The following is a 24700-nucleotide window of genomic DNA, read 5'->3' as shown; positions in this document are numbered from 1 at the left end:
GAACCGCTCAGCCCGGATCGGCAAGCTTCACCTGGGCGGCTCGCCACTGCGCACGCAGCAGCCGGGCCAGCGACGCGGGTTGGGTGGTTCCCAGCCTGATCCTTTCCGTGCCATGCCATGCCGCGGTGGCCGCGATGGCCCTGGCCACGGCACTCACCAGCGTCGGTTCGGCCTTTGCGTCCGGCTCGAGGAACAAGGCCTTGACCTCGAACACGCCGGTGGCGCGATGCGCCTTGGCGTCCAGCCGGCCGACCAGGCGTCCCCGATGCAGGATCGGCAGCACGAAGTAGCCATAGCGACGCTTCGCGGCCGGCGTGTAGCACTCGATCGTGTATTCGAAGCCGAACATCGCCAGCGCGCGGCTGCGATCCCAGACCAGTGGATCGAACGGCGACAACAGCGTGGTAAGGGTGGCGCGCAGCTTCCCGGCCAGCGCCTTGTCCAGCCATTGGGCATGTTCGCGGTGCACATAACCGGGCGTGCTCCAGCCTTCGACCGGCACCGCCAGCAATTCGCCGCTTTCCACCAGCGGAGCCAGTTCACGATCGCTGACCCGGGGCTTGAGCCGAAAGTAATCGGCAATCCACCCCGCCGGCGTCACGCCCAGCGCCCGCACGGTTTCGAGGATGAAATGCCGGCGCTGTTGCGCCGCCGAGAAGGCGAGCGCGGCGTCGAACGGCGGGTCGAGCCCGGCCAGCACCCTTTCGGCGAGATCGTAGACGCGCTGGAACCTGTCGCGCCGGGCCACCATCAGTTCGCCCAGGGCAAACCATGCCTCCAGCCAGCGCTTCTCCGGCTTCCACTCCCACCACCCCGACGGGGCGGCGCCGCCGCGGCGCTCGAAATCCGCGGCGCGAACCGGGCCGGAGGCGCGGATGCCCGAGAGCAATGCATCCATGTCCTTGCGGTGCTCGCGATGAACGCGCTGCGCATTGCGATGCGCCCAATGATGGCTGCGATGATCCTGCCCGCCCCGATGCCAGGCGATGTCGGCGGCGCTGACGAAACACGCCTCATGCGCCCAGCACTCGGCCAGTTGTCCCTGTGCCAGCGCCTCGTCCAGCCACGCCATCGGGTAATCGCCCAGACGCGAATGCAGGACGAAGTACGGGCTGCGCGCCACCACGTGGATGGTATCGATCTGCAGCATCCGCATGCGCTCGATGGCAGCCACCAGGTCTGCCCGTCGCGGCCGCCGCTTCGGCGGCTGCAACAGGCCCTGGGCGGCCAGCTGCATGGCTCTGGCCTGGGCCAGCTTCAACATGTGGCGGCTTGCTGAAGCTCCGCCCAACGGCCCCGATTCTTCACGCCTTCGTGACCGAAACCTTGAGACGGCATTTACAAATCCCCTGCTAGCGTGGACTTCGTTCGATCGCTGCGGGCGCTTTCCGGCACCCGCCAACTTCACCCGATCATTTTGGCATGGAGTTCCGATGATGAAATATCGCAAACCACTGTTGACCGCCCTTGCCGCCTCGGCCCTGATGCTGGCGGGCCAGGTGATCGCCCAGGACACGACGCCCCAGAGCACGCCGACTCAAGACACGATGCCCCAGAGCACGACGCCCCAGAACACGACACCTCAGAGCACGACTCCCCAGGACACGACAACCCAGGGCACGATGCCCCAGAACACCGCGCCCATGCCCGCCGACCAGACCACCGCCACCATGAATACGCCGAGCGGCGAGCTGACCGTGCATTCGAGCATGCCGACGCCCCCACCGGCCGGTCCGGCGCCCTCGTTCGAGCAGTTGTCCGGCGGCGCGCGCTACATCACCGAGGATCAGGCGTCAGCCTATCCCCTGCTGGCCAACGACTTCATCTACGCCGACCACAACCGCAACGGCCGCATCAGCAAGGACGAGTACCAGCGCTGGACGGCGCAGAAGTAATTTGCAGTAAAGCGCCGGCCATCCGGGCCGGCGCCGGTTCGTGGCCGCTCCACCCTCATCCACAGTCGACACCAGCTCCGCTAGACTGCTGCGCCCCATCCAGGAATCCGCTCCACATGAAGCCATTGATGGCGGCCGCGGCCGTAACCCTGGGCAGCCTCTGCGCCGCCGCTTCCGTGCATGCGCAGAATCCGGACCCCACCGACATCCGTGGCTGCACGGCGATCGAGAGCGATGCGCAACGCCTCGCCTGTTACGACCACGCCACCGGACGCGTCAACCTGCCGATGGCCCGCAAGCGCGTGGATGCAAGCACCCGGACGCCGGAGATATTCGGCCGCGACGACAAGCGGGCATCCGCCGACGAGCCGGGCAACAGCGAGGTGGCGCAGCCGTTGTCATTGCTGGACAGCCGCTGGGAGCTGTCGCCGGAGAGCAAGCTGGGCACCTTCAACATCCGCGGCTACAACCCGGTCTACGTGATGCCTGCGTTCATGACCAGCCACCAGAACAACCAGCCGCACAGCCCGAGCCCCGACAACACGGTCAGTGGCACCAGCGAGCAATTGCAGAACGTCGAGGCGAAATTCCAGCTCAGCCTGAAGGCGAAGGTATGGCAAGGCGTGTTCGGTGACGCCGGCGACCTGTGGGTGGGTTATACCCAGTCGTCGCGCTGGCAGGTCTACAACTCGACCTTGTCGCGCCCGTTCCGCGAGACCGATTACGAACCCGAGGCGATGCTGGTGTTCGACACCCATTACCAGGTATTCGGCTGGACGGGCCGCCTGCTGGGCATTGGCGTGGACCACCAGTCGAACGGCCGCGGCGACCCGCTGTCGCGCAGCTGGAACCGGGTGATTGCCGATGTCGGTTTCGAACGCGACGGCTGGACGGTGATGCTGCGTCCGTGGTGGCGCATCCCGGAATCGCGCAGCGACGACGACAACCCCGACATCAGCGATTACATGGGGCGCGGCGAAGTGCAGATCGTGCATGAATGGCGCGGCCAGGAATTCGGCATGATGCTGCGCCACTCGATGCGTGGCGGCAGCCGCAGCCATGGCGCGGCGCGTTTCAGCTGGAGCTTCCCGATGGCCGGCAACCTGCGCGGCTACATGGAAGTGTTCAAGGGCTATGGCGAAAGCCTGATCGACTACAACCACAACGCCACCTACCTCGGCGTGGGCATTTCGCTGCTCGACTGGTACTGAATACGACAAAGGCCCGGCAAGCTGCCGGGCCTTCGTTCATCGGTGCCGCGTCGCGCCTGGCGCAAACTCAGTGGTGATGGCCACCGGCGCCGTGCACGTGACCATGCTGCAGCTCTTCGGCGGTGGCGTCGCGCACGTCGGTCACCTCGATCGCGAAGTGCAGGGTCTTGCCCGCCAGCGGATGGTTCGCATCGATGAACACCACGCCGTTCTCGACCTTGCTCACGGTGACGTTGATCTGGCCTTCCGGACCGTTGCCCTGGAACTGCATGCCGGGCTGGATGTCCTCGACGCCCTGGAACGCCTCGCGCGGAACCTGCTGCATCAGCTCGGCATGATGCACGCCGTAGCCTTCCTCGGGCGCCACGTGGGCGTCGAACTTGTCGCCCACCGAACGGCCTTCCATCTGCTTTTCCAGGCCCGGCACGATATGGCCCTGGCCATGCAGGTAGGTCAGCGGCTCGCGACCGGCGGAGCTGTCGATGACCTGGCCTTCGTCGTCGGTCAGCGTGTAATGGAAGGCGGCTACGGAGTTCTGGGCAATCTGCATGGTCATCTCGCGATCGGGTTCGGGTTCGCCGGCCACATCGCCGACATGAACCACGCAGTTTAGCAGAGGCTGCCAAGGCGCCTGCGGCAGACCGGAAGGCGGGTCACGCGGGACCCGCGAATCCCGCCTTCCGTGGCCGCGGGCGGCCACTTCCGCCCATCAGCCGCCGAGTCGCGCCAGGGTGTCCTTGCCGATCTTCTCCGGCGTGTCGGTGGAGGCGTAGCGCCTGACCACCTGGCCTTCCGCATCGACCAGGAACTTGGTGAAGTTCCACTTGATCGATTCGCTGCCCAGGATGCCCTTGCCTTCGCTCTTCAGCCACTTGTACAGCGGATCGGCGTGCTCGCCGTTCACCTCGATCTTGGCGAACATCGGAAAGGTCACGTCGTACTGGGTGCTGCAGAAGTTGCGGATCTCGGCCTCGTCACCGGGTTCCTGGTGACCGAACTGGTCGCACGGAAAGCCCAGCACCACCAGTCCCCGGTCGCGCTGGTCCTGCCACAGCGTCTCCAGTCCCTTGTACTGCGGAGTGAAGCCGCACTTGGAGGCCACGTTGACGATCAGCAGCGCCTTGCCGCGCCACTCGGCCAGTGAGCGCGGCTGGCCCTCGATATCGCGAACGGTGAAATCGTAGACGCTGGACATGGCCGGACTCCGTGTTGATGGGTCAATCCGTCAGCATACGCCATCGGTGGCCGGGCCCGTGGCATAGAATGCCGCATCCACCCGCTGGCCAGGCCCACGCCGTGATCCGTTTCGTCGATGTCCACAAGTCCTACCGCGTCGACGGCAGGGACATCCCTGCATTGCAGCCGTTCGATCTCGACATTGCCGATGGCGAGGTGTTCGGCATCATCGGCCTTTCCGGCGCCGGTAAATCGACGCTTATACGGCTGATCAACCTGCTCGAACGACCCAGCGGCGGGCACATCTTCGTGAACGACACCGAGATGACCGCGCTGGCCGAACCGGCACTGCGTGCGCAGCGACGCCGGATCGGCATGATCTTCCAGCACTTCAACCTGCTCGCCTCGCAGACGGTGGCCGACAACGTGGCGTTCCCGCTGCAACTGGCCGGAGAACGCGACGCGGCCGCATTGCAGGCCCGCGTGGACGAGCTGCTGGCGCGGGTGGGCCTGAGCGACCACGCGGACAAATACCCGTCGCAGCTTTCCGGTGGCCAGAAGCAGCGCGTGGGCATCGCCCGCGCACTGGCCAACCGACCGTCCATCCTGCTCTGTGACGAGGCCACCAGCGCGCTCGATCCGCAGACCACCGCCTCGGTGCTGGAGTTGCTGGCCGAGATCAACCGCGAGCTGAAACTCACCATCGTGCTGATCACCCACGAGATGGACGTGGTGCGCCGCGTGTGCGATCGCGTGGCGGTGCTCGACGCCGGCGTGATCGTCGAGCACGGCCCGGTGGCCGACGTGTTCCTGCACCCGCAGCACCCGACGACCCGGCGCTTCGTCAACGAGGCCCTGCCCGAGGAAGCGGCCAGCGAACACACGCCATTCGCCCAGGTGCCCGGCCGCATCGTGCGCCTGAGCTTCCGCGGCGACGCCACGCTGACCCCGTCGCTGAGCCGTGTGGCGCGGGAAACCAGCGTGGAATTCAACATCCTGGCCGGGCGCATCGACCGCATCAAGGATCTGCCCTACGGTCAGCTCACCCTGGCGATGCGGGGCGAACAGGTGGACATCGCACTGGCCGCGCTGCGGGATGCCGGCATCGAGATCGAGGAGCTGCCACGATGAATCCGCTGCAGAAACTTTTCCCCAACATCGACGACTGGGGCGAGATCGGCCGCGCCTGCATCGACACCTTGCTGATGCTGGGCGGCTCGCTGGCGCTCACCGTGCTGATCGGCCTGCCGCTGGGCGTGCTGCTGTACCTCACCGGCAAGGGCCAGCTGCGGCCGATGCCCAAGCTCTACGCGGTGACCTCGCTGCTGGTGAACGTCCTGCGCTCGGTGCCGTTCATCATCCTGATGATCGTGCTGATGCCGGTCACCTACGCCCTGGTCGGCACCAAACTGGGCATCCGCGGCGCGATCCCGCCACTGGTGATCGGCGCCGCGCCGTTCTTCGCGCGGCTGGTGGAAACCGCGCTGCGCGAAGTGCAGCAAGGCGTGATCGAGGCCAGCCAGGCGATGGGCGCCAGCCTGTGGCAGATCGTGCGCCACGTGCTATTGCCCGAGGCCCGCGGCGGCCTGTTCGCCGGCATCACGGTCACCGCGATCGCCCTGGTCGGCTACACCGCCATGGGTGGCGCGATCGGCTCCGGCGGCCTCGGCGACCTGGCCTACCGCTACGGCTACCTCAGCTACAAGTCCGACTACATGCTGGTCACCGTGGTGCTGCTGATCGTGCTGGTGCAGGTGCTGCAGATGATCGGCGACCGCATCGTGCAGCGTTATAAGCAACGCTGACTTGATCATTTGTGCCTGGCGCCATGGGCGGCCTACCTTCGTGGGCCGCTCATGGGAATCGCCGCCTTGGAATTGCTGCTCGCCGCCCTCGCCGCCACCCTGGCCCTGCTCCTGCTGGCCGGCTACTGCTCCCGACCCAAGGTCTGACGCGTCATCGTCGGCGCCCTCGCACGATTTGTGTTTGGCGGTATAGACGTCTATTATTGTGCATTGCACAAGTGAACCTCCGCCATGAAACTGTTCCACGTCTTCCTCGCCACGACCCTGATCCTGCTCTCGCTGACGGCCTGCTCCGCGCCGGAACAGGACGATCACGTCCTCACCGTGGCCGCTACCGCGGTTCCCCATGCCGAGATCCTCAAGCAGGTGAAACCGCTGCTGGCGAAACAGGGCGTGGACCTGCAGATCAGGGTATTCGCCGACTACGTGCAGCCGAACACCCAGGTGGCCGAGAAAAACATCGACCTGAACTACTTCCAGACCAGGCCGTACCTGGATGCGTTCAACCGCGAACGCGGCACCGACCTGGTGATCGTCGCCGGCGTGCACATCGAGCCGTTCGGCGCCTATTCGCGCAAGTACACGAGCATCGACCAGCTGCCCGACGGCGCCAGCGTCACCCTGCCCAACGACCCCAGCAACAACAGCCGCGCGCTGCTGTTGCTGGCCAGGCACGGCCTGATCACGTTGAAGGATCCCAATGACGAGATGGCCACGCTGAAGGACATCACGGCGAATCCGAAGCAGCTGAAGTTCCGCGAGCTGGAAGCGGCGATGCTGCCCCGAACGCTGGACGAGGTGGATCTCTCCCTGATCAACACCAACTACGCGCTGGCCGCCGGGCTGAACCCCACCAGGGACGCGCTGCTGATCGAGGACAAGGACTCGCCCTACGTGAATTACCTGGTCGGCCGCCCCGACAACCGGAACGACCCGCGCGTGCAGAAACTGGCCAAGGCACTGACCAGTCCCGAGATCAAGGCGTTCATCGAACAGAAGTACCACGGCGCCGTGCTGCCCGCGTTCTGACCTTGGCACTCCCTCCCCTGCTTGCAGGGGAGGGTTGGGGTGGGGTGCTCCTGACCTTCCTCGCCCGCCCGAGCGCTCCCTCCCGGCCCACCCCTGCAAGCAGGGGAGGAGCAATTCGCCTCACCCCTGCGATGCGGGGATGTCGAAGACCTGCCGCAGGTACGCCACGTACTTCTCGTCGTCGCACATGTTCTTGCCGGGCGAGTCGCTGAGCTTGGCCACCGGCTGGCCGTTGCAGCGGATCATCTTGATCACGATGTTGAGCGGCACCGGGCCCACGTCGTTGGTGAGGTTGGTGCCCACGCCGAACGCCAGCAGGCAGCGGCCGCGGAAGTGCTCGTACAGCTGCATCACCTTGGGTATGTCCAGCCCGTCGCTGAACACCAGCACCTTGCCGCGGGGATCGACCCGGTTCGCGCAGTAGTGCGCCAGCACCTTGTCGCCCCAGGCGAACGGATCGCCGGAATCGTGGCGGGTGCCGTCGAACAGCTTGCAGAAGTACATGTCGAAGTCGCGCAGGAAGGCGTCCAGCCCGTACACGTCCGACAGCGCAATGCCGAGGTCGCCCCGGTATTCCTTCGCCCACGCCTCCAACGCCGCCACCTGCGAATCGCGCAGGCGCGGGCCCAGCGCCTGGTGCGCCTGCAGGTATTCGTGCGCCAGCGTGCCCAGCGGCGTCAGGTCGAGCTTGCGCGCCAGCCACACGTTGCTGGTGCCAGCCAGCTGGGCGCCGAGTCCGTCGCGCAGCGCCGTCACCACTTCTTCCTGCCACACCCGCGAGTGGCGACGGCGCGTGCCGTAGTCGGCGATCTTGCAACCGCTGTAATCCGGCGTGTCGCGCAGCAGGGCGATCTTCGCCTGCAGGCGCCGACGCCCTTCGCCGAGGTCGAGGCCGGCGCTGGTGTTGCGAAAGTACACCTCGTTGACGATCGCCAACAGCGGCACCTCGAACAGGATGGTGTGCAGCCACGGCCCGCGGATGCGGATCTCGATCTCGCCGTTGCCTGCGGCGGCCGGCGCGATGTCCACGTACTTCTCGTTGAGCTGGAACAGCCCCAGGAAATCGACGAAGTCGCTCTTGATGAAACGCCAGGTGCGCAGGTAGTCGAGCTCGTCCGGCGTGAAGCGAAGCTGGCACAACGCCTTCAGTTCGCCGCGGATCTCGTCGATGTACGGCACCAAGTCGACGTTCGGCGTGCGGCACTTGAAGCGGTACTCGACCTGAGCCGCGGGATACTGGTGCAAGACCACCTGCATCATGGAAAACTTGTACAGGTCGGTATCGAGCAGCGATTCGATGATCATCAGTGGCCCAGCGGCGAACGGGAATGGTCCATTATCCACGCCGAGCCTGCGCGCACGCGACAAGGCCAGGCCGCACGCAAAAAAAACCCCATCAGCCAGGGGAGGACTGATGGGGTTTGTCAGGTGGCATCCAGGGGAGGAAATGCCGACCCCTCAGTGATGCGATGAACTGCCTCACTTTTTGTCGCCCTCACGGCGATACACAGGCTTAGTGTGGGTGAGCCGATGTGAGTTCAATGTGCATGACGGGATTCGTTCAGCTGGGCGACAGGCTGTCCGAAACGCGCTCTGTCGCCATCGGGCATCCCTTGTGTTCTACGATCGCCGCTTCCCGTCGGAGTCCACCATGAAACTGCTGATCGCCGGCCTGTTCGCCCTGAGCCTGTTGCTGCCGGCCACTGCCGCCGAACTGAAGATCGATCTCGGCCACGGCCCGACCACCTGGCAAACCGGAGCGCTGCTGAAACGCGGCGACGTGCGCACGATCAACGTGCCTGACGACGTGGCCTTCGGCCGGCCGATGCGCTATCGCGCGGTGCCGCTGAACGATCTGCTGCAAGGGCTCGACACCGGCGACCACCTGCAGTTCGTGGCCAGCGACGGCTTTGCCGCCGAAATCCCCGCCGCCCTGCTGCTGAACGGGAAAGGCAGCACGGCCTGGCTGGCGATCGAGGACCCGGCGCAACCGTGGCCCCGACTGCCCCGCGACAAGGGCAGCGCGGGACCGTTCTACGTGGTCTGGACCCGGCCGCAGGCCGCTCATGTGGGCCCGGAGCAATGGCCGTACCAGCTGGCCGCCATCCGCAAGCTGGCCGGGGTTGCCGCGCGCTTCCCGGCCCTGCAGCCCGACCCGTCGCTGCCCCCCGACAGCCAGGTGCGACAGGGCTTCGTGGTGTTCCAGCACACCTGCCTGGCCTGCCACACCCTTAACGGCCAGGGCGACGCAAAACTCGGCCCGGACCTGAACCTGCCGCACAATCCCACCGAATACCTGCGCGCCGACCTGCTGCGCGCCTTCATTCGCGATCCGCAGTCGCTGCGGCGGTGGCCGCAGGCGAAGATGCCCGGCTTCGACCGCAGCGCGCTCTCCGACACGGACCTGGACGCCGTGCTGGCCTATCTGCGGCACATGGCCGGACGCAAGTCCACGCCGTGACCGCCGCACGGCTCAGCTGCGGTCGACGATCCGGCTGATCCGCCCACCAGCGAACTCGAATTCCGACTCGCCCTGCAGCGTCAGCTCGGCACCTGCGCGCGGGCCGTCGGGCACGTCCGCGGCGAACACCCCGCGCCAGGCAATCGTCACCAGCACGGAAGCCGGCCGAAACTCCCAGGCGGTGATCGTCTGCCGACGCTCGGCGAACAGCGCCGCACCCTGCTCGGCCAGTTGGCGGAACTCGGTGGTGCCATGCGTGGCGACGTTGAGCTGGCCGTCCGCCATGTTCTCGAACAGGATGTCCGGCGTCAGCGTGGCCAGCATGCCGTCCACGTCGAAACGGTTGTAGGCCTCGACGTAGCGCTGGATCAGCTCCCGCTTTTCGGCATTGACCATGGCGACACTCCGGCGATGGGGGCTTCAGTCTGCCCCGGAACAGGCACCGTTGCACAGCTGGCGCAGCGCGGCGTCGCGTTCGGCCTTCGGCTTGCGGGCCAACTGCCGAACATCAGCGTAGAAAGCAGGCCAGCTGCGCTCCGATCGCGCGAACAGCGCGGCGAACGCGGGCGTCCATTGCTCGTACAGGCCGAACGGAAGCAGGCGGGCGTTGTTGATCGGCGCGGCAACCCAGGCGTCATACCGGTGCTCACCCGGCCATTGGCTGTCGCGCCACTGCGCATAGCGGACACGGAACGCCGCCAGCTCGCGCTGCTTGCCCGCCTCCATCGTCGCCTGATCGCCACCGTCCGCGTAGACGATTCTCAGCCGGTTGCGCAGGTCGAGCACCAGCCGGGTGAAGCCGTCTTCCATCGCCTGGCGGCGGCCATCCGCGGGTGGCAGTCCGCGCGAGCGGCGCCACTGGCGAAGGCCTTCCTGCTGCACGAAACTGGCAAACGATTCATTGAACGTTGTGTCGCCCTTCACGTAGACCAGCTGGTGGGCCAGCTCATGGAAGATCGTGCCGTCCAGTTCGTCGTCGTCCCAGCGCAGCATGCTCGACAGGATCGGATCGTCGAACCAGCCCAGGGTCGAATAGGCCGGCACGCCCCCGACCCACACGTCGTCGCCGCGGGCACGCAGCCGCGCCGCATCCTGCTGCGCGGCGACCTCGCTGAACCAGCCCCGGTAGGCGACGCAGCCGGCGATCGGAAAGCACTGCGGCACCGCCTGCACCGAGTAGCGCGGCGTGGCGAACACGTTCCACACCACGTACGGGCGGTCCAGCGAAACATAGGTCGCATAGCTGCGATTGTCGGGCAGCGCGAGATGCCTGCTGGCGAACGCCCGCGCCTGCTGCGCCAGGCGCAGCCGCGTGGCCAGGGGCGCTGGCGTGGCGGGATCAGCGATCACCTTGTCCAGCGCACGCCGATGGAAAACCAGGCTGCCCTGTCCGTGCGCGGCCTGCGCGTAGTAGCGAAGACTGTTGCAGCCACACGACAAGAGGCTCACCGCAATGACTGCGATGAGCCTCGGCAACAGCCCGCATGCAGAACCGGCAGCGCGCATTCCCTGTCGCTAGTGCCGGGCGTCAGTGGCGATCATTGCCACGGTCACGATGGCCGTGGCTGCCGCCATGCCCGCCTCCGCCACTGCCATGCGAACGCTGTCCGGAGCCGTGCGAGTCGGAACCCTGGGAACCCCGGCGATCACCGCCGTGGTATTCCCTGCCGCCGTTGCCCCGATGGCCGCCATCGGAGCGCCCCTGCCAATGCCCGGCATGACGATCGTAGTCGCGGCGTCCACGGTAGTCGTCGTGCCGGTAGCGCGAACCGCCGTACCAGACGCTGCCCACGCCAACGCTCACACCGGGTGCATAGCAGCAGCCGTAGTAGCCGCCGCCGTAGCCGTAATAACCGTTGCCGTAGTAGCCACCGTAGTAGGACGGCGCCACATAGGTGGCGCCGCCGTCGCCGTAGTAGGCATCGCCGGCGTCACCCGAACCACGCACGTAGCTGTAGCCCGGATCGTAGTAGCAGCCCGACAGTGTCGCCGCGGCGACCACCATGAGCAGACCGGATAGAACGCGTTTCATGACCTGTCCCCGCTGAGGATGTGCATCGCCAGACTGCGGCCAACCGCTTGAACGGGCGCTAAAAGCCACCTGCGCGAGAAACCGGCGTTCAACCGCCGGCCATGTCCACCACCGCGCGCCGGCCATGAACCCTCCGGCCCGGCAGGTGCGACTCAGCTGTTGCTGCGCTTGGCCTGCTCGCCACGTTGCGGTGCCAGCACGCGGCCATCGGAACCCTCGATCTCGCCGGTCGCCGAAGGATGCAGCTCGGCATGACCGCCTCCCGGCTGGGCCGGATTCGCATCCGGCCAGGTCGGTCCCTGGCGCACCCGCTCGTTCTTCGCCTCCAGCAAGGCCTGGATCTTCGCCACGGCGTCTTCCTGGCTGATGTGCTCGATCGGCGCTTCCATCGGCGGCTTGCGGGTGGCGGCCGGCTTCCGCGGCGTGGCCGTCCGAACGGAAGACACGGCCGCGGGTTTCTTCGCGATCGGTTTCTTCGCGGCAGGTTTCCTGGCCATCGGCGCGGGGGCAGCGGCTCGCTTCGCGACCGGCTTCCGGGCCACGGATTTCGCGCCCGCCGGCTTGCGGGCGGCCGGCTTCTTCGCGACGGGCCTTTTTGAAGCCGCCTTCTTCACCGCGGCTTTCCTGACCGGGGCCTTCTTTACCGCGGATTTCTTGGCCGGCGCCTTTTTCGCCACGGGCTTCTTGGCCGCCACCTTCCTGGCTACGGGTTTCTTCACCGCCGCCTTCTTCGCGGCCGGAACCTTCTTCGTCACCGCCGACTTCCCGGCAACCGTCTTCTTCGCGACGGCCTTTTTTGTCACGCCGGTCTTCTTGCCGGGAGTTTTCTTCGCTGCGACCTTGCTGGCTGCCGCCTTGCGCGGAGCCGCCTTGGTGGAGGCGGCAGGTTTGCGGGAAACCGACTTCTTTGCCGCGGACTTCTTGGCAACCAACTTTCTGGACGTGGCCATGCGTTAGTTCTCCTGCGGTGATCGATGACGTAGTGCGTCCCAGTATGCACGCCTCGGCCGCGTCGGGCATTTCGCAATGCAGAAACCGTTCATCATCGGAAGGTCGGTTGCATCAGCGCGTTGAGGAAATGTCCCAGCACGCGTGGCTCGACCAGCAGGGTGAACAACACGCCATAAGCCGCACCCCACAGGTGCGCGCTGTGATTGACGTTGCCCTGTCCGCGCCGGTCCATGTAGATCGAATAACCGGTGTAAAGCACCGCATAGACGATCGCGGGCATCGGGATCACCAGCACGATGATGCGCGACCACGGCGCCAGCAGGACGAAGGAGAACAGCACGGCCGACACTGCCCCGGAAGCGCCCAGGCTGCGATAGTTCGGATTGGCCCGGTTCTTCAGATAGGTCGGCAGGATCGAGACCACCAGGCCACCGATGTAGAACAGCGCAAAACCCAGCGTGCCCAGGCGCGCGGCGAAGAAACTCTCCATCGCCCGGCCGAAAAAGAACAGCGTGACCATGTTGAACAGCAGATGCATGGCATCCGCATGCACCACGCCGTAGGTCACCAGGCGGTGGTATTCGCGCTGGCGGGTGATCGCCGGCGGCCACAGGATCAGGTCGTTCATCAGGCGGCTGTTGTTGAACGCCATGAACGAGACGATGCAGGTGATGGCGATGATGAGCAGGGTGATCAGCATGGACGGTTCCGCGTCGGGCAGCAAAAACACGCATCTTGGGGCCAGCGCCATGGCTTGTCGACTCGATGCGCGGCTTGCCACCGAGCGACGGAAAGCTTGCACCCCGCCGTGGCGCTTATGTGCCGCGCTTACACCGACATGACGAATCGTCACTGCCGCCGGGCGCGCGCGCCCGCTATCATTCGGCGCTTTACGCGGCGCCTGGCGCCCGGTGAACCGAGCTGATGGATGCCATGACCCCGCTCCGCTATCTGCACCTGGACGTCTTCGCGGCCACCCCTGGAGGTGGCAATCATCTGGGCGTGGTCATCGGGGCGGATACGTGGAGCAGCGTGGCGATGCAGCGCTTCGCCCGCTGGACCGCCCTGGTCGAGACGACCTTCCTGCTGCCGCCGACCGATCCGAAGGCCAGCTATCGCGTGCGCATTTTCACGCCGCACAAGGAGATTCCGTTCGCCGGCCATCCCAGCATCGGCAGCGCCCATGCCGCACTGGCCTGCAGCCTGGCCGCGCCACGCGACGGGATGCTGTGGCAGGAATGCGGCGCCGGCGTGTTGCCGATCCGCATCGTGGGCCACGGCGAAACACGCGAGCTGTTGCTGCAGTCGCCCGGCGAGCGCGTGCTGTCCACTGGACTGGATGCCCATCCCCTGCTGCCCGCGGCGCTGGCCGGCATCCGGACCGGCCTCCTGCCGCCCGCGCTGGTCGACGGTGGCCGGCGCTGGTGGCTGGCCGAAGTCGCCGATGAGGCCAGCCTGCGTGGATGGCAGCCGGAACACGCGGCAATCCTGGCGCTGGCCCAGGCGAGCGACAGCATGGGCTTGTGCGCGTTCGCTCGCGCCGACAGCGGGCGGCAACTGGTGGTGCGCGCCTTCCCGGCCGGTGTGGGCATCGTCGAGGATCCCGCGTCCGGTGCGGCCAACGGCCTGATCGCCGCCTACCTCGCCCACGCCGAACCGCACGGACTGCTCGCTCGCGGCTACGAAGTCAGCCAGGGCCGCGAGATCGGCCACGATGCGCGCCTGGTCGTGCACATCGACACCGATGCAATCTGGGTCGGCGGCTGCAGCCGCACCGTGGTCGACGGCAACCTGCACTGGGAAACTTCGCTCTCCTAGAAGCGCAGCGTTCTCAACGCGAAGCGCAGCGTTCTCAGCGCTCGTCCAGATGGGCGCGGCGAGCCGCGACCAGCGCCAGTGCCGACCAGTCGAGTTCCTCATCGCCGGCAGCCAGTGCCTCCAGCAGGCTGTCGCGCAACACGCCGGCAAACGGCAGCGGCACCCGCGCCGCATCACCCGCAGCGAGAGCCAGCCCGACGTCCTTGTAGCCCAGTGGCAGGGCGAATCCGGCCGGCTTGAAGCGCTGTTCGGCGATCAGCTTGCCGTAGCCCTGATACGCGGGCGCGGCGAACAGCGTATTCGTCATCACCTCGAGGAAATCCGCCGCACCCACGCCGTAGGCACGGGTCAGCGCAGTGGCTTCGGCCATGCTTTCGATGGCGCTGGCGAGCATGAAGTTGCCCGCGATCTTCGCCACGTTCGCACGCTCCGGCGCATCTCCCATCGGCCACACCCTGCTGCCCATCGCCTGCAGCAGCGGCTGCACCTTCTCGATCGCCGCGGGAACACCCGCCGCGAGAATGTTGAGCTTCGCCGCCGCTGCCATGTCCGGCCGGCCGAACACCGGCGCGGCCACGTAGGCCAGCCCGCGCTCTTCGTGGGCCTGCGCCAGTTCCTGCGCCAGCACCACCGAGATGGTGGCGTGGTTCACGTGCACCATGCCCCGATCCATCGCATCGAGCAGGGCATGTTCCAGGAACACCTCGCGCACGGCCTGGTCGTTGGCCAGCATGCTGCAGAGCACGTCGCCCTGGGCGGCACGATCGGGCGTGCTGGCCACCTTGGCACCCAGTGATGCCAGCGGCGCGCAAGCCGCCTCGGAGCGATTCCACACCGTGACGTTGTGTCCCGCGGCAATCAGGTTGCTGGCCATCGCGCTGCCCATGGCACCGAGACCGATGAATCCGACTTTCATGAAACCTTCCTCGACATGAACCAGCGCGCAGTCAAGCACGCGTCGCGTTCAGGTATCGCGAAACGCCGCCGCGGGTCGTCGCGCGCGGCGGGCTACTGCAGGCCGGGCAGCGCGTCCAGGCAGCGTTGCCGGCACAGGTAGCGCCTGTTGAGGCCGTGGCTGTCGGACAGGTAGGCCGCGCCGCCGGCGAAGATCTGCCACTGCCGCAACTGCCCCGACATTTTGATCGAACCGCTGTAGCTGCACGGCAGGATCATCGCCTCGTCGTGGAAGGTCTCGCCATCGACTTCGTCGGCCAGCCGGAAATAGGTCGCCACGTCGGCGCGGGTCAGGGTCAGCGAACTGCACATGTCGTGGTCGGGCCGCGACGTGTCGATCTGCCGCGCCAGCGAAACCACCTCGACCGCATCGTCGTGGCGCACCGGCGCGCAGGCGATCAGGGCGATGCCCAGCAGCGACGCGACCACCACCGTCTGCAACACGCTCATGGCTTGGCTCCAGTCAGCAGCGACTGCAGCAGTTGGGCACCCTCGGAGACTTCCTTGCGGGCGATCGCGCCGTGGGCGTAGACGTCGCTGAGCAGGTTGAGCTTGAACTGGGCGACCAGGATGTCCACCAGGTATTTCACCGACTTCAGCTGCTCCGGCGTCGGCAGCTCGAACGCCTTGTCAGCGGCCACGAATTTCCCCACCACCTCGATGCCCAGGGAGTCGCTGTTGGCCGGATACCGCTGCGGATAGGTCTTGGCCACTTCATGGCGCGAAAGGTTCTTCGCCCGCGTGCTGAACGACAGGCCTTTTTCGTGGAGCAGCGCGGTAATCGTCTTCAGCTCCTGCGGATCGCAGTTGCTTTCCGCCTGGCAGCGCGCCACCAGGATGCCCACGTGCCAGCACACCTGGTCGACGCGGGCGGTCTGGTAGATCTTGCCCAGCTTGTCGATCAGGAAATGCGCACCGGTGGTCTTGCCGCCTTCGTAGGCGCTCAGGGTGCCGGTGGCCGACGAGGAATCGGTACGGTGCAGCACGATCGAGGCGACCGATGTCAGGGCACCATGCTCGATCGACGTGTAGAGCTTCACTTCGACTTCCGGGTCGATCAGCTTGCCGTTTTCCACCGTGGCCATGGCCTGCTTCCCTTGGATGAAGAGCCTGCGTTCCCGGGCATCCAGCGAACCGCGCCGGGAGATCCTGTCCGGCGATGCTGCGGCCGCGGACCGGGGGCGTCAAGTGACTTGTGCCGAGCGGATCAGGACCCTAGGCCACGGCGCCGGCCGCCTGGCCCGAGGCCCACGCCCACTGGAAGTTGTAGCCACCCAGCCAGCCGGTGACATCCACCACTTCGCCGATGAAGTACAGACCGGGTACCCGTTTCGACTGCATCGTGCTGGAAGAAATGCCGTCGGTATCGACGCCACCCAGGGTGACTTCGGCCGTGCGATAGCCCTCGGTACCGCTGGCGGTGATCGGCCAGGCGTTGAGTTGCGCGCCAACCTGCACCAGCTCGGCGTCGCGGTACTGGCGCATCGGCCGATTCTCGAACCACTGCTCGCACAGCCGTTGCGCCAGCCGTTTCGGCAGCAGCTCGCCCAGCACCGTCTTCAACTCGGCCAGCGGTCGCGCCGCGCGCTGTTCGACCAGGTGCGCGCCGACGTCGCTGTCCGGCAACAGGTCGATGCGCAGGTCGTCGCCGGGTTGCCAGTAGGAAGAAATCTGCAGGATCGCCGGCCCGCTGATGCCGCGATGGGTGAACAGCAGGCCGGTGCGAAAACTCTGCCTGCCCACGCGGCTTTCCACCACCGGCAAGGCCACGCCGGCCAGGTCCTGGTAATGCTCCTGATGCTTGCCGCTCAAGGTCAGCGGCACCAGGCCGGCGCGCACCGGCAAGACCTGATGGCCGAACTGTCGCGCCAGTTCGTAGCCGAAACCGCTGGCGCCCATGCTGGGAATCGACAGGCCGCCGGAGGCCACCACCAGCGATTCGGCATGCACCTCGCCGCGCGCGGTGTGCACGCTGAAACCCTCCGGCGTCTTGCGCACGCGCTGCACGCCGCAGCTCGCCTCCACCGTGACGCCAGCGGCAGCGCATTCGTCCAGCAGCATGCGCACGATCTGTTTCGACGAATCGTCGCAGAACAGCTGGCCCAGTTCCTTCTCGTGGTACGCGATGCGATGCTTCTCGACCAGGGCGATGAAATCCCACGGCGTGTAACGCGCCAGCGCCGACTTGGCGAAGTGCGGATTGGCCGACAGGTAGTTCGCCGGCGTGGTACCCATGTTGGTGAAATTGCAGCGCCCGCCGCCGGACATCAGGATCTTCTTGCCGACCTTGTTGGCATGGTCGACCACCAGCACGCGCCGGCCGCGCTGCCCCGCGGCGATCGCGCACATCAGGCCGGCGGCGCCGGCGCCGATGATCAACACGTCCACTTTCACGAATAAGGGTTCCCGCCCGCTGCTGGTCGCGCATTATCGCCCAGTCGCATCGCTTACACTTCCAGGCCTGTTTCCCAGCGAGCCACCGCCATGCCTTCCTTTGACGTGATTTCCGAAGTCGACAAGCACGAACTGACCAATGCGATCGACCAGGCCAACCGCGAGCTGGGCACCCGCTTCGACTTCAAGGGCGTGGACGCGAAGTACGTGCTGGACGATTCGGTGATCACTCAGAGCGCGCCCAGCGACTTCCAGCTGCAGCAGATGCTGGACATCCTGCGCGGTCGCCTGGCCGCCCGGAAGATCGACATCCGCGCGCTGGACATGGGCGAGCCCGAAGTGAACCTGGGCGGCGCGCGGCAGAAGATCACCGTCAAGCAGGGCATCGAGCAGCCGGTGGCGAAGAAGCTGGTGGCCACGTTGAAGGCGGCCAAGCTCAAGGTCGAGGCGCAGATCAACGGCGACAAGCTGCGCGTCAGCGGCAAGAAGCGCGACGACCTGCAGGAAGCGATGGCCGTGCTGCGCAAGGCGGACGTGGAACTGCCGCTGCAGTTCGACAATTTCCGCGATTGATCGGAATCCCTACGCCTTCGACAACAGGCGTCCGCCCATCGCCGCATTGACGGCCACCACGAAGGCCACCGCCGCCGCGTGGGTCAGCAGGTCGGTGGCGGCCGAATCGTAGGCGTGGCAGATCTCCAGCAGGCTGGCCGAGGCGGCCGCGCTGGCCAGGCCGATCAGCACCGCGGTGCGCACCGGTCGCAGCGGGCAGGCGCGGCGCAACAGGACCACCAGCAGCGCCGACAGTGGCACCGAGAAGCTGATGATGAACAGCAGGCAGTCGGCCGACTGATGCAGGCCAGCCACCTCGGTGCCCGGCGCGATCCACGTGCGCAGGCAACCCAGGCCGCTGGCGCCGATCCACAACGCCGCCGCGGGCAGCGGCAGCCATGCCCAGGCACGGCTGCGCCCCGGCACGCCCAGCGCGAACGCCGCCCACGCGCCACTGATCGCCGTCGCCACCGCGCCAAGGCCGGCCCAGGCCAGGTCGGGAGTTGCCGCCCAGCGCAGGCGCATCGGCTGGATGCCGTAATGCATCACCAGCAGCACCGCGATCGCCACCACCGCCAGCAACCATCCCGCCGTGCGCAGCCACGGCGGCAACAGGCGCCGCACCGGCACCAGCTCGGTGCCGAGCCGGTCGATCAGTGCCTCATGCGGTCGCAACTCGGACATGGCCTCAGGGTTCTCCGTGGAAACGTTCGCGCAACGCCTTCAGGGCGCGATGCAGGTTCACTTTCAGTGCGCCGGTGTTGCGCCCGGTCAGCTCGGCCGCCTCGCTGAGCGAGCGCTCGCGCAGGCCCAGTTGCTCGATGGCCTCGCGCTGGCCCGGCGGCAACTCGGCGATCGCATCGCGCAGGCGCTGCGCGCGCTCGTCGCTCTCGGTGGCGGAGCTGGCATCGCCTTCGTCGGCATGGCTGTCGAAGGCGTGTTCGTCGTGCACCTCGCGACTGTCGCGCCGACCGCGGCTGCGCAGGGCGTCGATCGCGCGGCGACTGGCGATCGCGGTCAGCCAGGCGTCGTACGAGCGCGCCGGGTCGTAGGTATGGCGCACCCGATGCACGGTGATCAGGGTTTCCTGCACCACGTCATCCAGATGGTCCGGCGCCACGCCCTGGCGTCGCGCGGCGGCACGGATCAGCGCCACCGAGTCGGCCAGCAGCTTCTCGTAGGCGCGTCGGTCGCCGGCCTGGGCAGCAGCCATCCAGGCCGCCCGACGCTGGTCGGGCGACTCGCTGTCGCGGGCTTCGGTAAAGTCGACTGGCACGATCCGGCGGGGACCCGTCCGCAAACAAAGTCCGCTATCTAGGCCCAACAGGCCGTTGGCAGTCAAGGCTTGCGACATGCGTGCTCCATCGTGTGACCCTCACCCTCTTTCGCCGCATCCGCCGGCCGGGTTACCTCGTAAACCTCGGGTAACCGGCGACAGTCCCCCGGCGAAAGACCAGACAACCACCCACGGATGACATCCCATGCTCGTGTTGATCCTCGCCTATCTCGGCGGCGTCCTGACCATCCTCAGCCCCTGCATCCTGCCGGTGCTGCCGTTCGTGTTCGCCCGATCGGACAAGCCGTTCATGCGCAACGGCTTCCCGATGCTGCTGGGCATGGCGATCACCTTCGCCGGCGTGGCCACGCTGGCGGCGCTGGGCGGCGGCTGGGCGGTGCACGCGAACCAGTACGGCCGGATCATCGCGCTGGTGGTGCTGGCCTTCCTGGGCCTGACCCTGCTGTCCACCCACCTGGCCGAATGGATCACCCGCCCGTTCGTGGCGCTGGGCAATCGCCTGTCGCAACGTTCCGCCACCGACGGCGATTCCATCTGGGGCTCTGCCGGCCTGGGCGTGGCCACCGGCCTGCTGTGGGCGCCGTGCGCGGGGCCGATCCTCGGCCTGCTGCTGACCGGCGCGGCGCTGAATGGCGCCAGCGTGCAGACCACCCTGCTGCTGCTCACCTACGCCGCTGGCGCGGCGACCTCGCTGGGCCTGGCGCTGCTGATCGGCGGCAAGGTGTTCGCCCTGATGAAGCGCTCGCTGGGCGCCGGCGAATGGGTGCGCCGGGCGCTGGGCGCGCTGGTGCTGTGCGGCGTGGCCGCCATCGCGCTGGGCCTGGACACCGGCCTGCTCACCCGCGTGTCGCTGGCCAGCACCGGCGGCATCGAACAGAAACTGATCAACGCCGTGCGCCCCGCACCTGCTCCTCAGCCGGTGCTGAAGGCCGGTGAACCGCTGCCGGTGGAAGGCACGATGCCGTCGCTGGCCGGCGCCACGCTGTGGCTCAACAGCGCGCCGCTGAGCACCGAATCGCTGCGCGGCAAGGTGGTGCTGGTCGATTTCTGGACCTACTCCTGCATCAACTGCATCCGCTCGCTGCCTTACGTGCGCGGCTGGGCCGACAAGTACAAGGACCACGGCCTGGTGGTGATCGGCGTGCACGCGCCGGAGTTCGCCTTCGAGAAGGACCCGGCCAACGTGGCCAAGGCGGTGAAGGACCTGGGCGTCGACTACCCGGTCGCGCTGGACAACGACTACGCGATCTGGAAAGGCTTCAACAACGAGTACTGGCCCGCGCATTACTTCATCGACACGCAGGGGCAGATCCGCCATCACCACTTCGGCGAAGGCGAGTACCGGCAAAGCGAGGACGTGATCCGCCAGCTGCTCACCGAAGCGGGCCAGAAGAACCTGCCCGGCGGCTACGTCAGCGACGATCATCGCGGCGTCGAGGCGGCCGCGTCGGACGATCCCACCCGTTCGCCGGAAACCTATGTCGGCTACGCCCGCGCCCGCAATTTCGTCGGCGGCCGGGTCGTGCACGACGACGCGCATGACTATCACGCGCCAGGCGCGCTGGCGGCCAACCAGTGGTCGCTCGACGGCCGCTGGACGGTACGCGACGAGAATGCCCGGCTGGAGCAGGCCGGCGGCGCCATCGTCTACCGCTTCCGCGGTCGCGACCTGCACCTGGTGCTGGGCCCGGCGGCGGACGGCAAGCCGATCCGCTTCCGCGTCACCATCGACGGCAAGCCGCCCGGCGCCGACCACGGCATGGATACCGATGCCGACGGCAACGGCACGATCGACAGCCAGCGTCTCTACCAGCTGGTGCGCCAGGCAAACGGCAGTGGCGAGCGGCTGTTCGAAATCACCTTCCTCGACCCGGGCGTGCAGGCCTTCGCCTTCACCTTCGGCTGATTCCCCACCCACCGTTTCGGAGGTTGCCATGTCACGACTTGAACAAACCCTCGCGATGGATCGCCGCCGCTTCCTGCGCGCCGCGCTCGGCGGTGGCGCCGTGCTGCTGGCCGGCGGCGGCCTGCTCGCTTCGCGCGTGCGCGCCGCGGCCAGCACGCCGGTCGGCCAGCCCGGCAAGGTGCTGGTGGAAATCTTCGATGACCACGGCCGCGATCTGGGCCCCCGCGAAATACCGCGACTGGTGCTGACCGACGCCCAGTGGCAGCAGCGCCTGCCGCCGGCGTCCTACGACATCATGCGGCGCGACGGCACCGAACGCGCGTTCAGCGGCGAGCACGAGCGCCCCGCCGTGGCCGGCCTGTTCCGCTGCAGGGCGTGCGACACCGCGTTGTACGACGCCGCCACCGAATTCGATTCGGGCACCGGCTGGCCCAGCTTCTGGCAGCCGATCGCCGCGCGCAACGTGGTCGAGCAGAGCGACCACCTGTTCGGCATGACCCGCACCGCGATCAGCTGCAAGGGCTGCGACAGCCACCTCGGCCATGTCTTCGACGATGGCCCCGCACCGACCGGCCTGCGCTACTGCATGAACTCGGTGGCGTTGCGTTTCGTTGCGCGCACGGCGGCCTGATCACGATGGTTTAGCGGCCTGTCCGCAACCACGGCCACCAGCCATGGCCGTAGAGGGCGTAACGATCCGCCGCACGCTCCAGCGGATTGCGCGCGCTGATACCGCCACACAGCAGATACACCGGCAGGAACAGCGGTCCCAGCAGCATGTATTGGCAGACATGGGCACGCTCGTGGTCGACCAGCCAGATCGTGGGCTCCACACATCCGCCTGCGCGATGGGCATAGGTAAAACACGCCACGTCCAGCTGCGGCCCGGTATGCACGATGACGTTGCCCAGGGTCAGCGCGCCGCCCGCGCCCCACGGCCAGTTCCGTACCAGCACCGCCCGCTCCCGCCGCTGCCAGCGCATCCGCGCACCGAATGGCAGCGCGATGCAGCCGAGCAGCAGTCCCGCGGCGCTGTTGGGCAAAGTCCACAGCATGCCCAGCGCAAGTAGGCCGATGCGCAGCGGCGACGTTCCGGACTTGTGGACTCGACTTGGTTTCACGCTGGCCAGCCGCCATCTGATCGGCATGGGCGCGCGGCGCCTGCCGGAGATCGGAGTTTGCCATGAGTACACTGCTTGCCATTCCCTGCCCGCACTGCAGCGCCCTCAACCGCGTGCCGGCCGACCGCGTGGCCGAGCACCCGAACTGCGGCCGCTGCAAGCAGGCGCTGTTCGAGGGACATCCGGCGGAACTGACTTTGGCGAACTTCGACGCGATCGCCGGCCGCGGCGACCTGCCGGTGCTGGTGGATTTCTGGGCGCCATGGTGCGGGCCGTGCGTCGGCTTCGCGCCGGTATTCGTGCAGGCCGCCGGCAAGTTCGAACCGCGCCTGCGGCTGGCCAAGCTGGATACGGAAGCGCAACCGCAGATCGCCTCGCGCTTCAACATCCGCAGCATTCCCACCCTGATCATGTTCAGGCAGGGCCGCGAGGTCGCGCGGCAATCCGGCGCACTGAACGCGGCGCAGCTGCAGCAGTTCGTCGAGGGTGCGCTGGCGCGCGGCTGATCAGCGCGCCGCGGTGCCCGCGGCCTGCCAGCGCAACCAGTCGATCACGGCAACCACCGCCGCGCGTGGTTTCTCCGGCGGTCGCACGATCCAGTACGAAGTTCCCAACGGCACGCCGAGTTCGCCGAACGGACGCAGCAGGCTGCCATTCGTGACGTCGTCCGCGGCCAGCCGATGGCGCGCCAGCGCCACGCCCTGCCCCTGCATCGCCGCGCGCAGCACCAGGTCGGACGAGGTGTAGCGGGCGCCGCCCTGCAGCGCGAGCTTCGCCGGTCCGTGCACGCTGCGCCACGCTTCCCACGACGCCTGCGGATCGCGGTCGTGCAGCAGGCGCAGGCCAGCCAGTTGCGCCGGCTTCGATGGACGTCCGGACGTCTGCCACAGCGCCGGGCTCATCACCGGATACAGCGCATCGTCCATCAGCGCTTCGGCATGCAATCCCGGCCACGGCCCGGTGCCCATGCGGATCGCCAGGTCGATGCGGCCATCGTCCAGCGCGTCCAGCCGCTGCTCGACCTGCACCGACAACTCGATCTTCGGGTGCACCTTTTCCAGCGCGGGCAGGCGCGGCAGCAGCCAGCGGATCGCGAACGACGGCGAGGTGGACAGCGTCACCGCGTGTGCCAGCCGGGTCTCGCGCAACGCGGCCACCGCCTGCTCGATGCCGCGCAGGCCGGCCAGCGTGGCGCGCCCCAGCGCCTCGCCCTGCGGGGTGAACACCAGTGCGCCGCGACCGGCCGAGGCGCGCAGCAAGGGCACGCCCAGCCAGCGATCCAGTTCGGTCAGGTGCCGGCTCACCGAGGAGTGCGCCATGCCCAGCTCGCGCGCAGCGGCGCGCACGCCGCCATGGGCGTAGACCATGGCGAAGGCGCGCAGGGCATTCAGCGGAAGCTCGTTCATGGTCGCAATTCTAGACCATAGCTGGCGGCTCATCGACCACCTGCATGGCCGATGATGGGTAACATTCGACCATTGCGGAGAACGACCCATGGAGCAACTGCTCGCCGCCGCCGGCCTGCTGTGCGTGGCCGCGATCACGCCCGGTCCGAACAACCTGGTGATCCTGCGCGCGGCCGGCACTGCCGGCATGCGCCGCACGATGCCGATGATCGCCGGCATCGTGCTCGGCGGCCTGTTGTTGCTGGCGGTGACGGCGCTGGGCGCTGCGGCGGTCTTTGCGGCACTCCCCTCGCTGCGACGCTGGATCGCCCTGGCCGGGGCGCTGTATCTGGCCTGGCTCGGTGCTTCGCTGTGCATCGCCGGGATGTCGCCACCAGGCGACACGACGACTTCGTCGCCATTGCCTGCCGGCGCGCTGGGACTGGTCGGCTTCCAATTCCTCAACCCGAAAAGCTGGCTGCTGGTGCTGACCGTGCTGGCCGCGATGCCGGCCACCGATGCGCACGATTACCTGTTGCTGGTGGCGATGTTCGTGCTGATCCCCACGCTCTGCCTGTGGCTGTGGGCCGCGCTCGGCGCCTCGCTGGCGCGCTGGCTGGCCCGGCCGATCGCGCGACGCGGCGTGGACATCGTCAGCGGTGCCTTGCTGGTCGCCTGCGCCGCGCTGTTGCTGATCAAACCCTGACCTGACC

The 24700-nt window shown here is 67.3% G+C and carries 29 protein-coding genes and 1 pseudogene; 12 read left to right on the top strand and 18 right to left on the bottom strand.

Annotation, left to right across the window (positions count from 1 at the left end; all coding sequences use genetic code 11):
• Window positions 1-7: 7 nt before the first annotated feature.
• Entirely contained in the window at window positions 8-1264 is a 1257-nt protein-coding gene (locus AC3A56_RS11385) for a winged helix-turn-helix domain-containing protein (RefSeq protein WP_487770403.1), read from the bottom strand.
• 172 nt (window positions 1265-1436) lie between these two features.
• Here AC3A56_RS11385 and AC3A56_RS11380 point away from each other — a divergent pair, with 172 nt between their 5' ends.
• Together AC3A56_RS11380 and AC3A56_RS11375 are read left to right on the top strand one after the other, a co-directional pair.
• Complete coding sequence (locus AC3A56_RS11380; RefSeq protein WP_056717791.1) at window positions 1437-1895, top strand: hypothetical protein; 459 nt, start codon at window positions 1437-1439, stop codon at window positions 1893-1895.
• 116 nt (window positions 1896-2011) lie between these two features.
• Window positions 2012-3106, top strand: a complete 1095-nt coding sequence (locus AC3A56_RS11375) for a phospholipase A (RefSeq protein ID WP_487770402.1) — start codon at window positions 2012-2014, stop codon at window positions 3104-3106.
• Between the two features lie 67 nt (window positions 3107-3173).
• Here the strand turns inward: AC3A56_RS11375 and AC3A56_RS11370 are convergent, their stop codons facing one another.
• Together AC3A56_RS11370 and AC3A56_RS11365 are read right to left on the bottom strand one after the other, a co-directional pair.
• Window positions 3174-3656, bottom strand: coding sequence for an FKBP-type peptidyl-prolyl cis-trans isomerase (locus AC3A56_RS11370; RefSeq protein ID WP_040672940.1), 483 nt, complete (start codon window positions 3654-3656; stop codon window positions 3174-3176).
• A gap of 159 nt (window positions 3657-3815) precedes the next feature.
• The gene (locus AC3A56_RS11365) at window positions 3816-4301 is read right to left on the bottom strand and encodes a glutathione peroxidase (protein WP_487770401.1); all 486 of its coding nucleotides are present in this window, start codon (window positions 4299-4301) and stop codon (window positions 3816-3818) included.
• Window positions 4302-4402: 101 nt separating this feature from the next.
• Here AC3A56_RS11365 and AC3A56_RS11360 point away from each other — a divergent pair, with 101 nt between their 5' ends.
• The 3 genes from AC3A56_RS11360 (at window position 4403) to AC3A56_RS11350 (ending at window position 7116) form a co-directional block, all read left to right on the top strand.
• On the top strand, window positions 4403-5413 hold the full coding sequence (locus AC3A56_RS11360) for a methionine ABC transporter ATP-binding protein (protein ID WP_487770553.1): 1011 nt from the start codon (window positions 4403-4405) through the stop codon (window positions 5411-5413).
• A complete protein-coding gene (locus AC3A56_RS11355) occupies window positions 5410-6087 on the top strand; it encodes a methionine ABC transporter permease (protein WP_056767530.1) in 678 nt (225 codons plus the stop codon). Before AC3A56_RS11360 ends, AC3A56_RS11355 begins: the two co-directional genes overlap by 4 nt.
• Window positions 6088-6318: 231 nt before the next feature.
• Window positions 6319-7116, top strand: coding sequence for a MetQ/NlpA family ABC transporter substrate-binding protein (locus AC3A56_RS11350; protein WP_056767532.1), 798 nt, complete (start codon window positions 6319-6321; stop codon window positions 7114-7116).
• 120 nt (window positions 7117-7236) lie between these two features.
• On the opposite strand, the gene pncB is transcribed toward AC3A56_RS11350, so the two are convergent.
• A complete protein-coding gene (pncB, locus tag AC3A56_RS11345) occupies window positions 7237-8421 on the bottom strand; it encodes a nicotinate phosphoribosyltransferase (RefSeq protein WP_056717711.1) in 1185 nt (394 codons plus the stop codon).
• Between the two features lie 346 nt (window positions 8422-8767).
• Between pncB and AC3A56_RS11340 the strand changes: the two genes are divergently transcribed.
• Entirely contained in the window at window positions 8768-9577 is an 810-nt protein-coding gene (locus AC3A56_RS11340; RefSeq protein ID WP_487770400.1) for a c-type cytochrome, read from the top strand.
• Window positions 9578-9589: 12 nt separating this feature from the next.
• Here the strand turns inward: AC3A56_RS11340 and AC3A56_RS11335 are convergent, their stop codons facing one another.
• From AC3A56_RS11335 to AC3A56_RS11310, 6 genes and pseudogenes are all read right to left on the bottom strand, one after another.
• Window positions 9590-9973, bottom strand: a complete 384-nt coding sequence (locus AC3A56_RS11335) for a nuclear transport factor 2 family protein (RefSeq protein ID WP_487770399.1) — start codon at window positions 9971-9973, stop codon at window positions 9590-9592.
• A gap of 24 nt (window positions 9974-9997) precedes the next feature.
• Complete coding sequence (locus AC3A56_RS11330) at window positions 9998-11026, bottom strand: aminopeptidase (RefSeq protein WP_487770398.1); 1029 nt, start codon at window positions 11024-11026, stop codon at window positions 9998-10000.
• Between the two features lie 79 nt (window positions 11027-11105).
• Window positions 11106-11609: an LptM family lipoprotein gene (locus AC3A56_RS11325; protein WP_487770397.1), complete on the bottom strand. Its 504-nt coding sequence runs from the start codon at window positions 11607-11609 to the stop codon at window positions 11106-11108.
• 152 nt (window positions 11610-11761) lie between these two features.
• Complete coding sequence (locus tag AC3A56_RS11320; protein WP_056717714.1) at window positions 11762-11998, bottom strand: hypothetical protein; 237 nt, start codon at window positions 11996-11998, stop codon at window positions 11762-11764.
• 60 nt (window positions 11999-12058) lie between these two features.
• Window positions 12059-12559, bottom strand: a pseudogene (locus AC3A56_RS11315) (histone H1-like repetitive region-containing protein); the annotation flags it as partial.
• Between the two features lie 92 nt (window positions 12560-12651).
• Complete coding sequence (locus AC3A56_RS11310) at window positions 12652-13260, bottom strand: rhomboid family intramembrane serine protease (RefSeq protein ID WP_056767845.1); 609 nt, start codon at window positions 13258-13260, stop codon at window positions 12652-12654.
• Window positions 13261-13493: 233 nt separating this feature from the next.
• Here AC3A56_RS11310 and AC3A56_RS11305 point away from each other — a divergent pair, with 233 nt between their 5' ends.
• Window positions 13494-14378, top strand: coding sequence for a PhzF family phenazine biosynthesis protein (locus AC3A56_RS11305; RefSeq protein ID WP_487770396.1), 885 nt, complete (start codon window positions 13494-13496; stop codon window positions 14376-14378).
• 34 nt (window positions 14379-14412) lie between these two features.
• Here the strand turns inward: AC3A56_RS11305 and AC3A56_RS11300 are convergent, their stop codons facing one another.
• The 4 genes from AC3A56_RS11300 to AC3A56_RS11285 all read right to left on the bottom strand — a co-directional run bounded on the left by AC3A56_RS11300 (window position 14413) and on the right by AC3A56_RS11285 (window position 17726).
• The gene (locus AC3A56_RS11300; RefSeq protein ID WP_487770395.1) at window positions 14413-15294 is read right to left on the bottom strand and encodes an NAD(P)-dependent oxidoreductase; all 882 of its coding nucleotides are present in this window, start codon (window positions 15292-15294) and stop codon (window positions 14413-14415) included.
• Between the two features lie 92 nt (window positions 15295-15386).
• On the bottom strand, window positions 15387-15782 hold the full coding sequence (locus tag AC3A56_RS11295) for a hypothetical protein (protein WP_487770394.1): 396 nt from the start codon (window positions 15780-15782) through the stop codon (window positions 15387-15389).
• The gene (locus AC3A56_RS11290) at window positions 15779-16417 is read right to left on the bottom strand and encodes a peptidoglycan recognition protein family protein (RefSeq protein WP_204109107.1); all 639 of its coding nucleotides are present in this window, start codon (window positions 16415-16417) and stop codon (window positions 15779-15781) included. The genes AC3A56_RS11295 and AC3A56_RS11290 overlap by 4 nt, the downstream gene beginning before the upstream one ends.
• A gap of 130 nt (window positions 16418-16547) precedes the next feature.
• On the bottom strand, window positions 16548-17726 hold the full coding sequence (locus AC3A56_RS11285; protein WP_487770393.1) for a BaiN/RdsA family NAD(P)/FAD-dependent oxidoreductase: 1179 nt from the start codon (window positions 17724-17726) through the stop codon (window positions 16548-16550).
• Between the two features lie 90 nt (window positions 17727-17816).
• Between AC3A56_RS11285 and AC3A56_RS11280 the strand changes: the two genes are divergently transcribed.
• Window positions 17817-18299: a YajQ family cyclic di-GMP-binding protein gene (locus AC3A56_RS11280; protein ID WP_056767544.1), complete on the top strand. Its 483-nt coding sequence runs from the start codon at window positions 17817-17819 to the stop codon at window positions 18297-18299.
• A 9-nt stretch (window positions 18300-18308) separates the two neighbouring features.
• On the opposite strand, the gene AC3A56_RS11275 is transcribed toward AC3A56_RS11280, so the two are convergent.
• Window positions 18309-18962, bottom strand: coding sequence for an NrsF family protein (locus AC3A56_RS11275; protein ID WP_056717719.1), 654 nt, complete (start codon window positions 18960-18962; stop codon window positions 18309-18311).
• A gap of 4 nt (window positions 18963-18966) precedes the next feature.
• Entirely contained in the window at window positions 18967-19554 is a 588-nt protein-coding gene (locus AC3A56_RS11270) for an RNA polymerase sigma factor (RefSeq protein ID WP_235577844.1), read from the bottom strand.
• Window positions 19555-19759: 205 nt separating this feature from the next.
• On the opposite strand from AC3A56_RS11270, the gene AC3A56_RS11265 reads away from it, so the two are divergent.
• Both AC3A56_RS11265 and msrB read left to right on the top strand, forming a co-directional pair.
• A complete protein-coding gene (locus tag AC3A56_RS11265) occupies window positions 19760-21481 on the top strand; it encodes a cytochrome c biogenesis protein DipZ (protein WP_487770392.1) in 1722 nt (573 codons plus the stop codon).
• A gap of 28 nt (window positions 21482-21509) precedes the next feature.
• Entirely contained in the window at window positions 21510-22112 is a 603-nt protein-coding gene (gene msrB / locus AC3A56_RS11260) for a peptide-methionine (R)-S-oxide reductase MsrB (RefSeq protein WP_487770391.1), read from the top strand.
• A gap of 10 nt (window positions 22113-22122) precedes the next feature.
• Here msrB and AC3A56_RS11255 read toward each other — a convergent pair whose 3' ends face one another.
• The gene (locus AC3A56_RS11255) at window positions 22123-22536 is read right to left on the bottom strand and encodes a hypothetical protein (RefSeq protein WP_487770552.1); all 414 of its coding nucleotides are present in this window, start codon (window positions 22534-22536) and stop codon (window positions 22123-22125) included.
• Window positions 22537-22664: 128 nt separating this feature from the next.
• Between AC3A56_RS11255 and trxC the strand changes: the two genes are divergently transcribed.
• A complete protein-coding gene (gene trxC / locus AC3A56_RS11250) occupies window positions 22665-23108 on the top strand; it encodes a thioredoxin TrxC (protein WP_487770390.1) in 444 nt (147 codons plus the stop codon).
• Here the strand turns inward: trxC and AC3A56_RS11245 are convergent, their stop codons facing one another.
• Window positions 23109-24008 (bottom strand): LysR substrate-binding domain-containing protein, encoded by a 900-nt coding sequence (locus AC3A56_RS11245; protein ID WP_487770389.1) that lies wholly within the window; start codon window positions 24006-24008, stop codon window positions 23109-23111. It lies immediately after the preceding gene.
• A gap of 88 nt (window positions 24009-24096) precedes the next feature.
• Here AC3A56_RS11245 and AC3A56_RS11240 point away from each other — a divergent pair, with 88 nt between their 5' ends.
• On the top strand, window positions 24097-24693 hold the full coding sequence (locus AC3A56_RS11240) for a LysE family translocator (protein ID WP_487770388.1): 597 nt from the start codon (window positions 24097-24099) through the stop codon (window positions 24691-24693).
• The last annotated feature ends 7 nt before the right edge of the window (window positions 24694-24700 follow it).

It is taken from the genome of Rhodanobacter sp. Soil_C_14 (genome assembly GCF_057657335.1).
This window is presented reverse-complemented; position numbering and strand designations above follow the sequence as displayed.

What these genes read in the sequence shown, in the direction of transcription:
- AC3A56_RS11385 (WP_487770403.1), bottom strand. Translation starts at nt 1,264, where the DNA reads ATGTTGAAGCTGGCCCAGGCCAGAGCCATGCAGCTGGCCGCCCAGGGC.
- AC3A56_RS11380 (WP_056717791.1), top strand. Translation starts at nt 1,437, where the DNA reads ATGAAATATCGCAAACCACTGTTGACCGCCCTTGCCGCCTCGGCCCTG.
- AC3A56_RS11375 (WP_487770402.1), top strand. Translation starts at nt 2,012, where the DNA reads ATGAAGCCATTGATGGCGGCCGCGGCCGTAACCCTGGGCAGCCTCTGC.
- AC3A56_RS11370 (WP_040672940.1), bottom strand. Translation starts at nt 3,656, where the DNA reads ATGCAGATTGCCCAGAACTCCGTAGCCGCCTTCCATTACACGCTGACC.
- AC3A56_RS11365 (WP_487770401.1), bottom strand. Translation starts at nt 4,301, where the DNA reads ATGTCCAGCGTCTACGATTTCACCGTTCGCGATATCGAGGGCCAGCCG.
- AC3A56_RS11355 (WP_056767530.1), top strand. Translation starts at nt 5,410, where the DNA reads ATGAATCCGCTGCAGAAACTTTTCCCCAACATCGACGACTGGGGCGAG.
- AC3A56_RS11350 (WP_056767532.1), top strand. Translation starts at nt 6,319, where the DNA reads ATGAAACTGTTCCACGTCTTCCTCGCCACGACCCTGATCCTGCTCTCG.
- pncB (WP_056717711.1), bottom strand. Translation starts at nt 8,421, where the DNA reads ATGATCATCGAATCGCTGCTCGATACCGACCTGTACAAGTTTTCCATG.
- AC3A56_RS11340 (WP_487770400.1), top strand. Translation starts at nt 8,768, where the DNA reads ATGAAACTGCTGATCGCCGGCCTGTTCGCCCTGAGCCTGTTGCTGCCG.
- AC3A56_RS11335 (WP_487770399.1), bottom strand. Translation starts at nt 9,973, where the DNA reads ATGGTCAATGCCGAAAAGCGGGAGCTGATCCAGCGCTACGTCGAGGCC.
- AC3A56_RS11325 (WP_487770397.1), bottom strand. Translation starts at nt 11,609, where the DNA reads ATGAAACGCGTTCTATCCGGTCTGCTCATGGTGGTCGCCGCGGCGACA.
- AC3A56_RS11320 (WP_056717714.1), bottom strand. Translation starts at nt 11,998, where the DNA reads ATGGAAGCGCCGATCGAGCACATCAGCCAGGAAGACGCCGTGGCGAAG.
- AC3A56_RS11310 (WP_056767845.1), bottom strand. Translation starts at nt 13,260, where the DNA reads ATGCTGATCACCCTGCTCATCATCGCCATCACCTGCATCGTCTCGTTC.
- AC3A56_RS11305 (WP_487770396.1), top strand. Translation starts at nt 13,494, where the DNA reads ATGACCCCGCTCCGCTATCTGCACCTGGACGTCTTCGCGGCCACCCCT.
- AC3A56_RS11300 (WP_487770395.1), bottom strand. Translation starts at nt 15,294, where the DNA reads ATGAAAGTCGGATTCATCGGTCTCGGTGCCATGGGCAGCGCGATGGCC.
- AC3A56_RS11295 (WP_487770394.1), bottom strand. Translation starts at nt 15,782, where the DNA reads ATGAGCGTGTTGCAGACGGTGGTGGTCGCGTCGCTGCTGGGCATCGCC.
- AC3A56_RS11290 (WP_204109107.1), bottom strand. Translation starts at nt 16,417, where the DNA reads ATGGCCACGGTGGAAAACGGCAAGCTGATCGACCCGGAAGTCGAAGTG.
- AC3A56_RS11280 (WP_056767544.1), top strand. Translation starts at nt 17,817, where the DNA reads ATGCCTTCCTTTGACGTGATTTCCGAAGTCGACAAGCACGAACTGACC.
- AC3A56_RS11275 (WP_056717719.1), bottom strand. Translation starts at nt 18,962, where the DNA reads ATGTCCGAGTTGCGACCGCATGAGGCACTGATCGACCGGCTCGGCACC.
- AC3A56_RS11265 (WP_487770392.1), top strand. Translation starts at nt 19,760, where the DNA reads ATGCTCGTGTTGATCCTCGCCTATCTCGGCGGCGTCCTGACCATCCTC.
- msrB (WP_487770391.1), top strand. Translation starts at nt 21,510, where the DNA reads ATGTCACGACTTGAACAAACCCTCGCGATGGATCGCCGCCGCTTCCTG.
- AC3A56_RS11255 (WP_487770552.1), bottom strand. Translation starts at nt 22,536, where the DNA reads ATGCTGTGGACTTTGCCCAACAGCGCCGCGGGACTGCTGCTCGGCTGC.
- trxC (WP_487770390.1), top strand. Translation starts at nt 22,665, where the DNA reads ATGAGTACACTGCTTGCCATTCCCTGCCCGCACTGCAGCGCCCTCAAC.
- AC3A56_RS11245 (WP_487770389.1), bottom strand. Translation starts at nt 24,008, where the DNA reads ATGAACGAGCTTCCGCTGAATGCCCTGCGCGCCTTCGCCATGGTCTAC.
- AC3A56_RS11240 (WP_487770388.1), top strand. Translation starts at nt 24,097, where the DNA reads ATGGAGCAACTGCTCGCCGCCGCCGGCCTGCTGTGCGTGGCCGCGATC.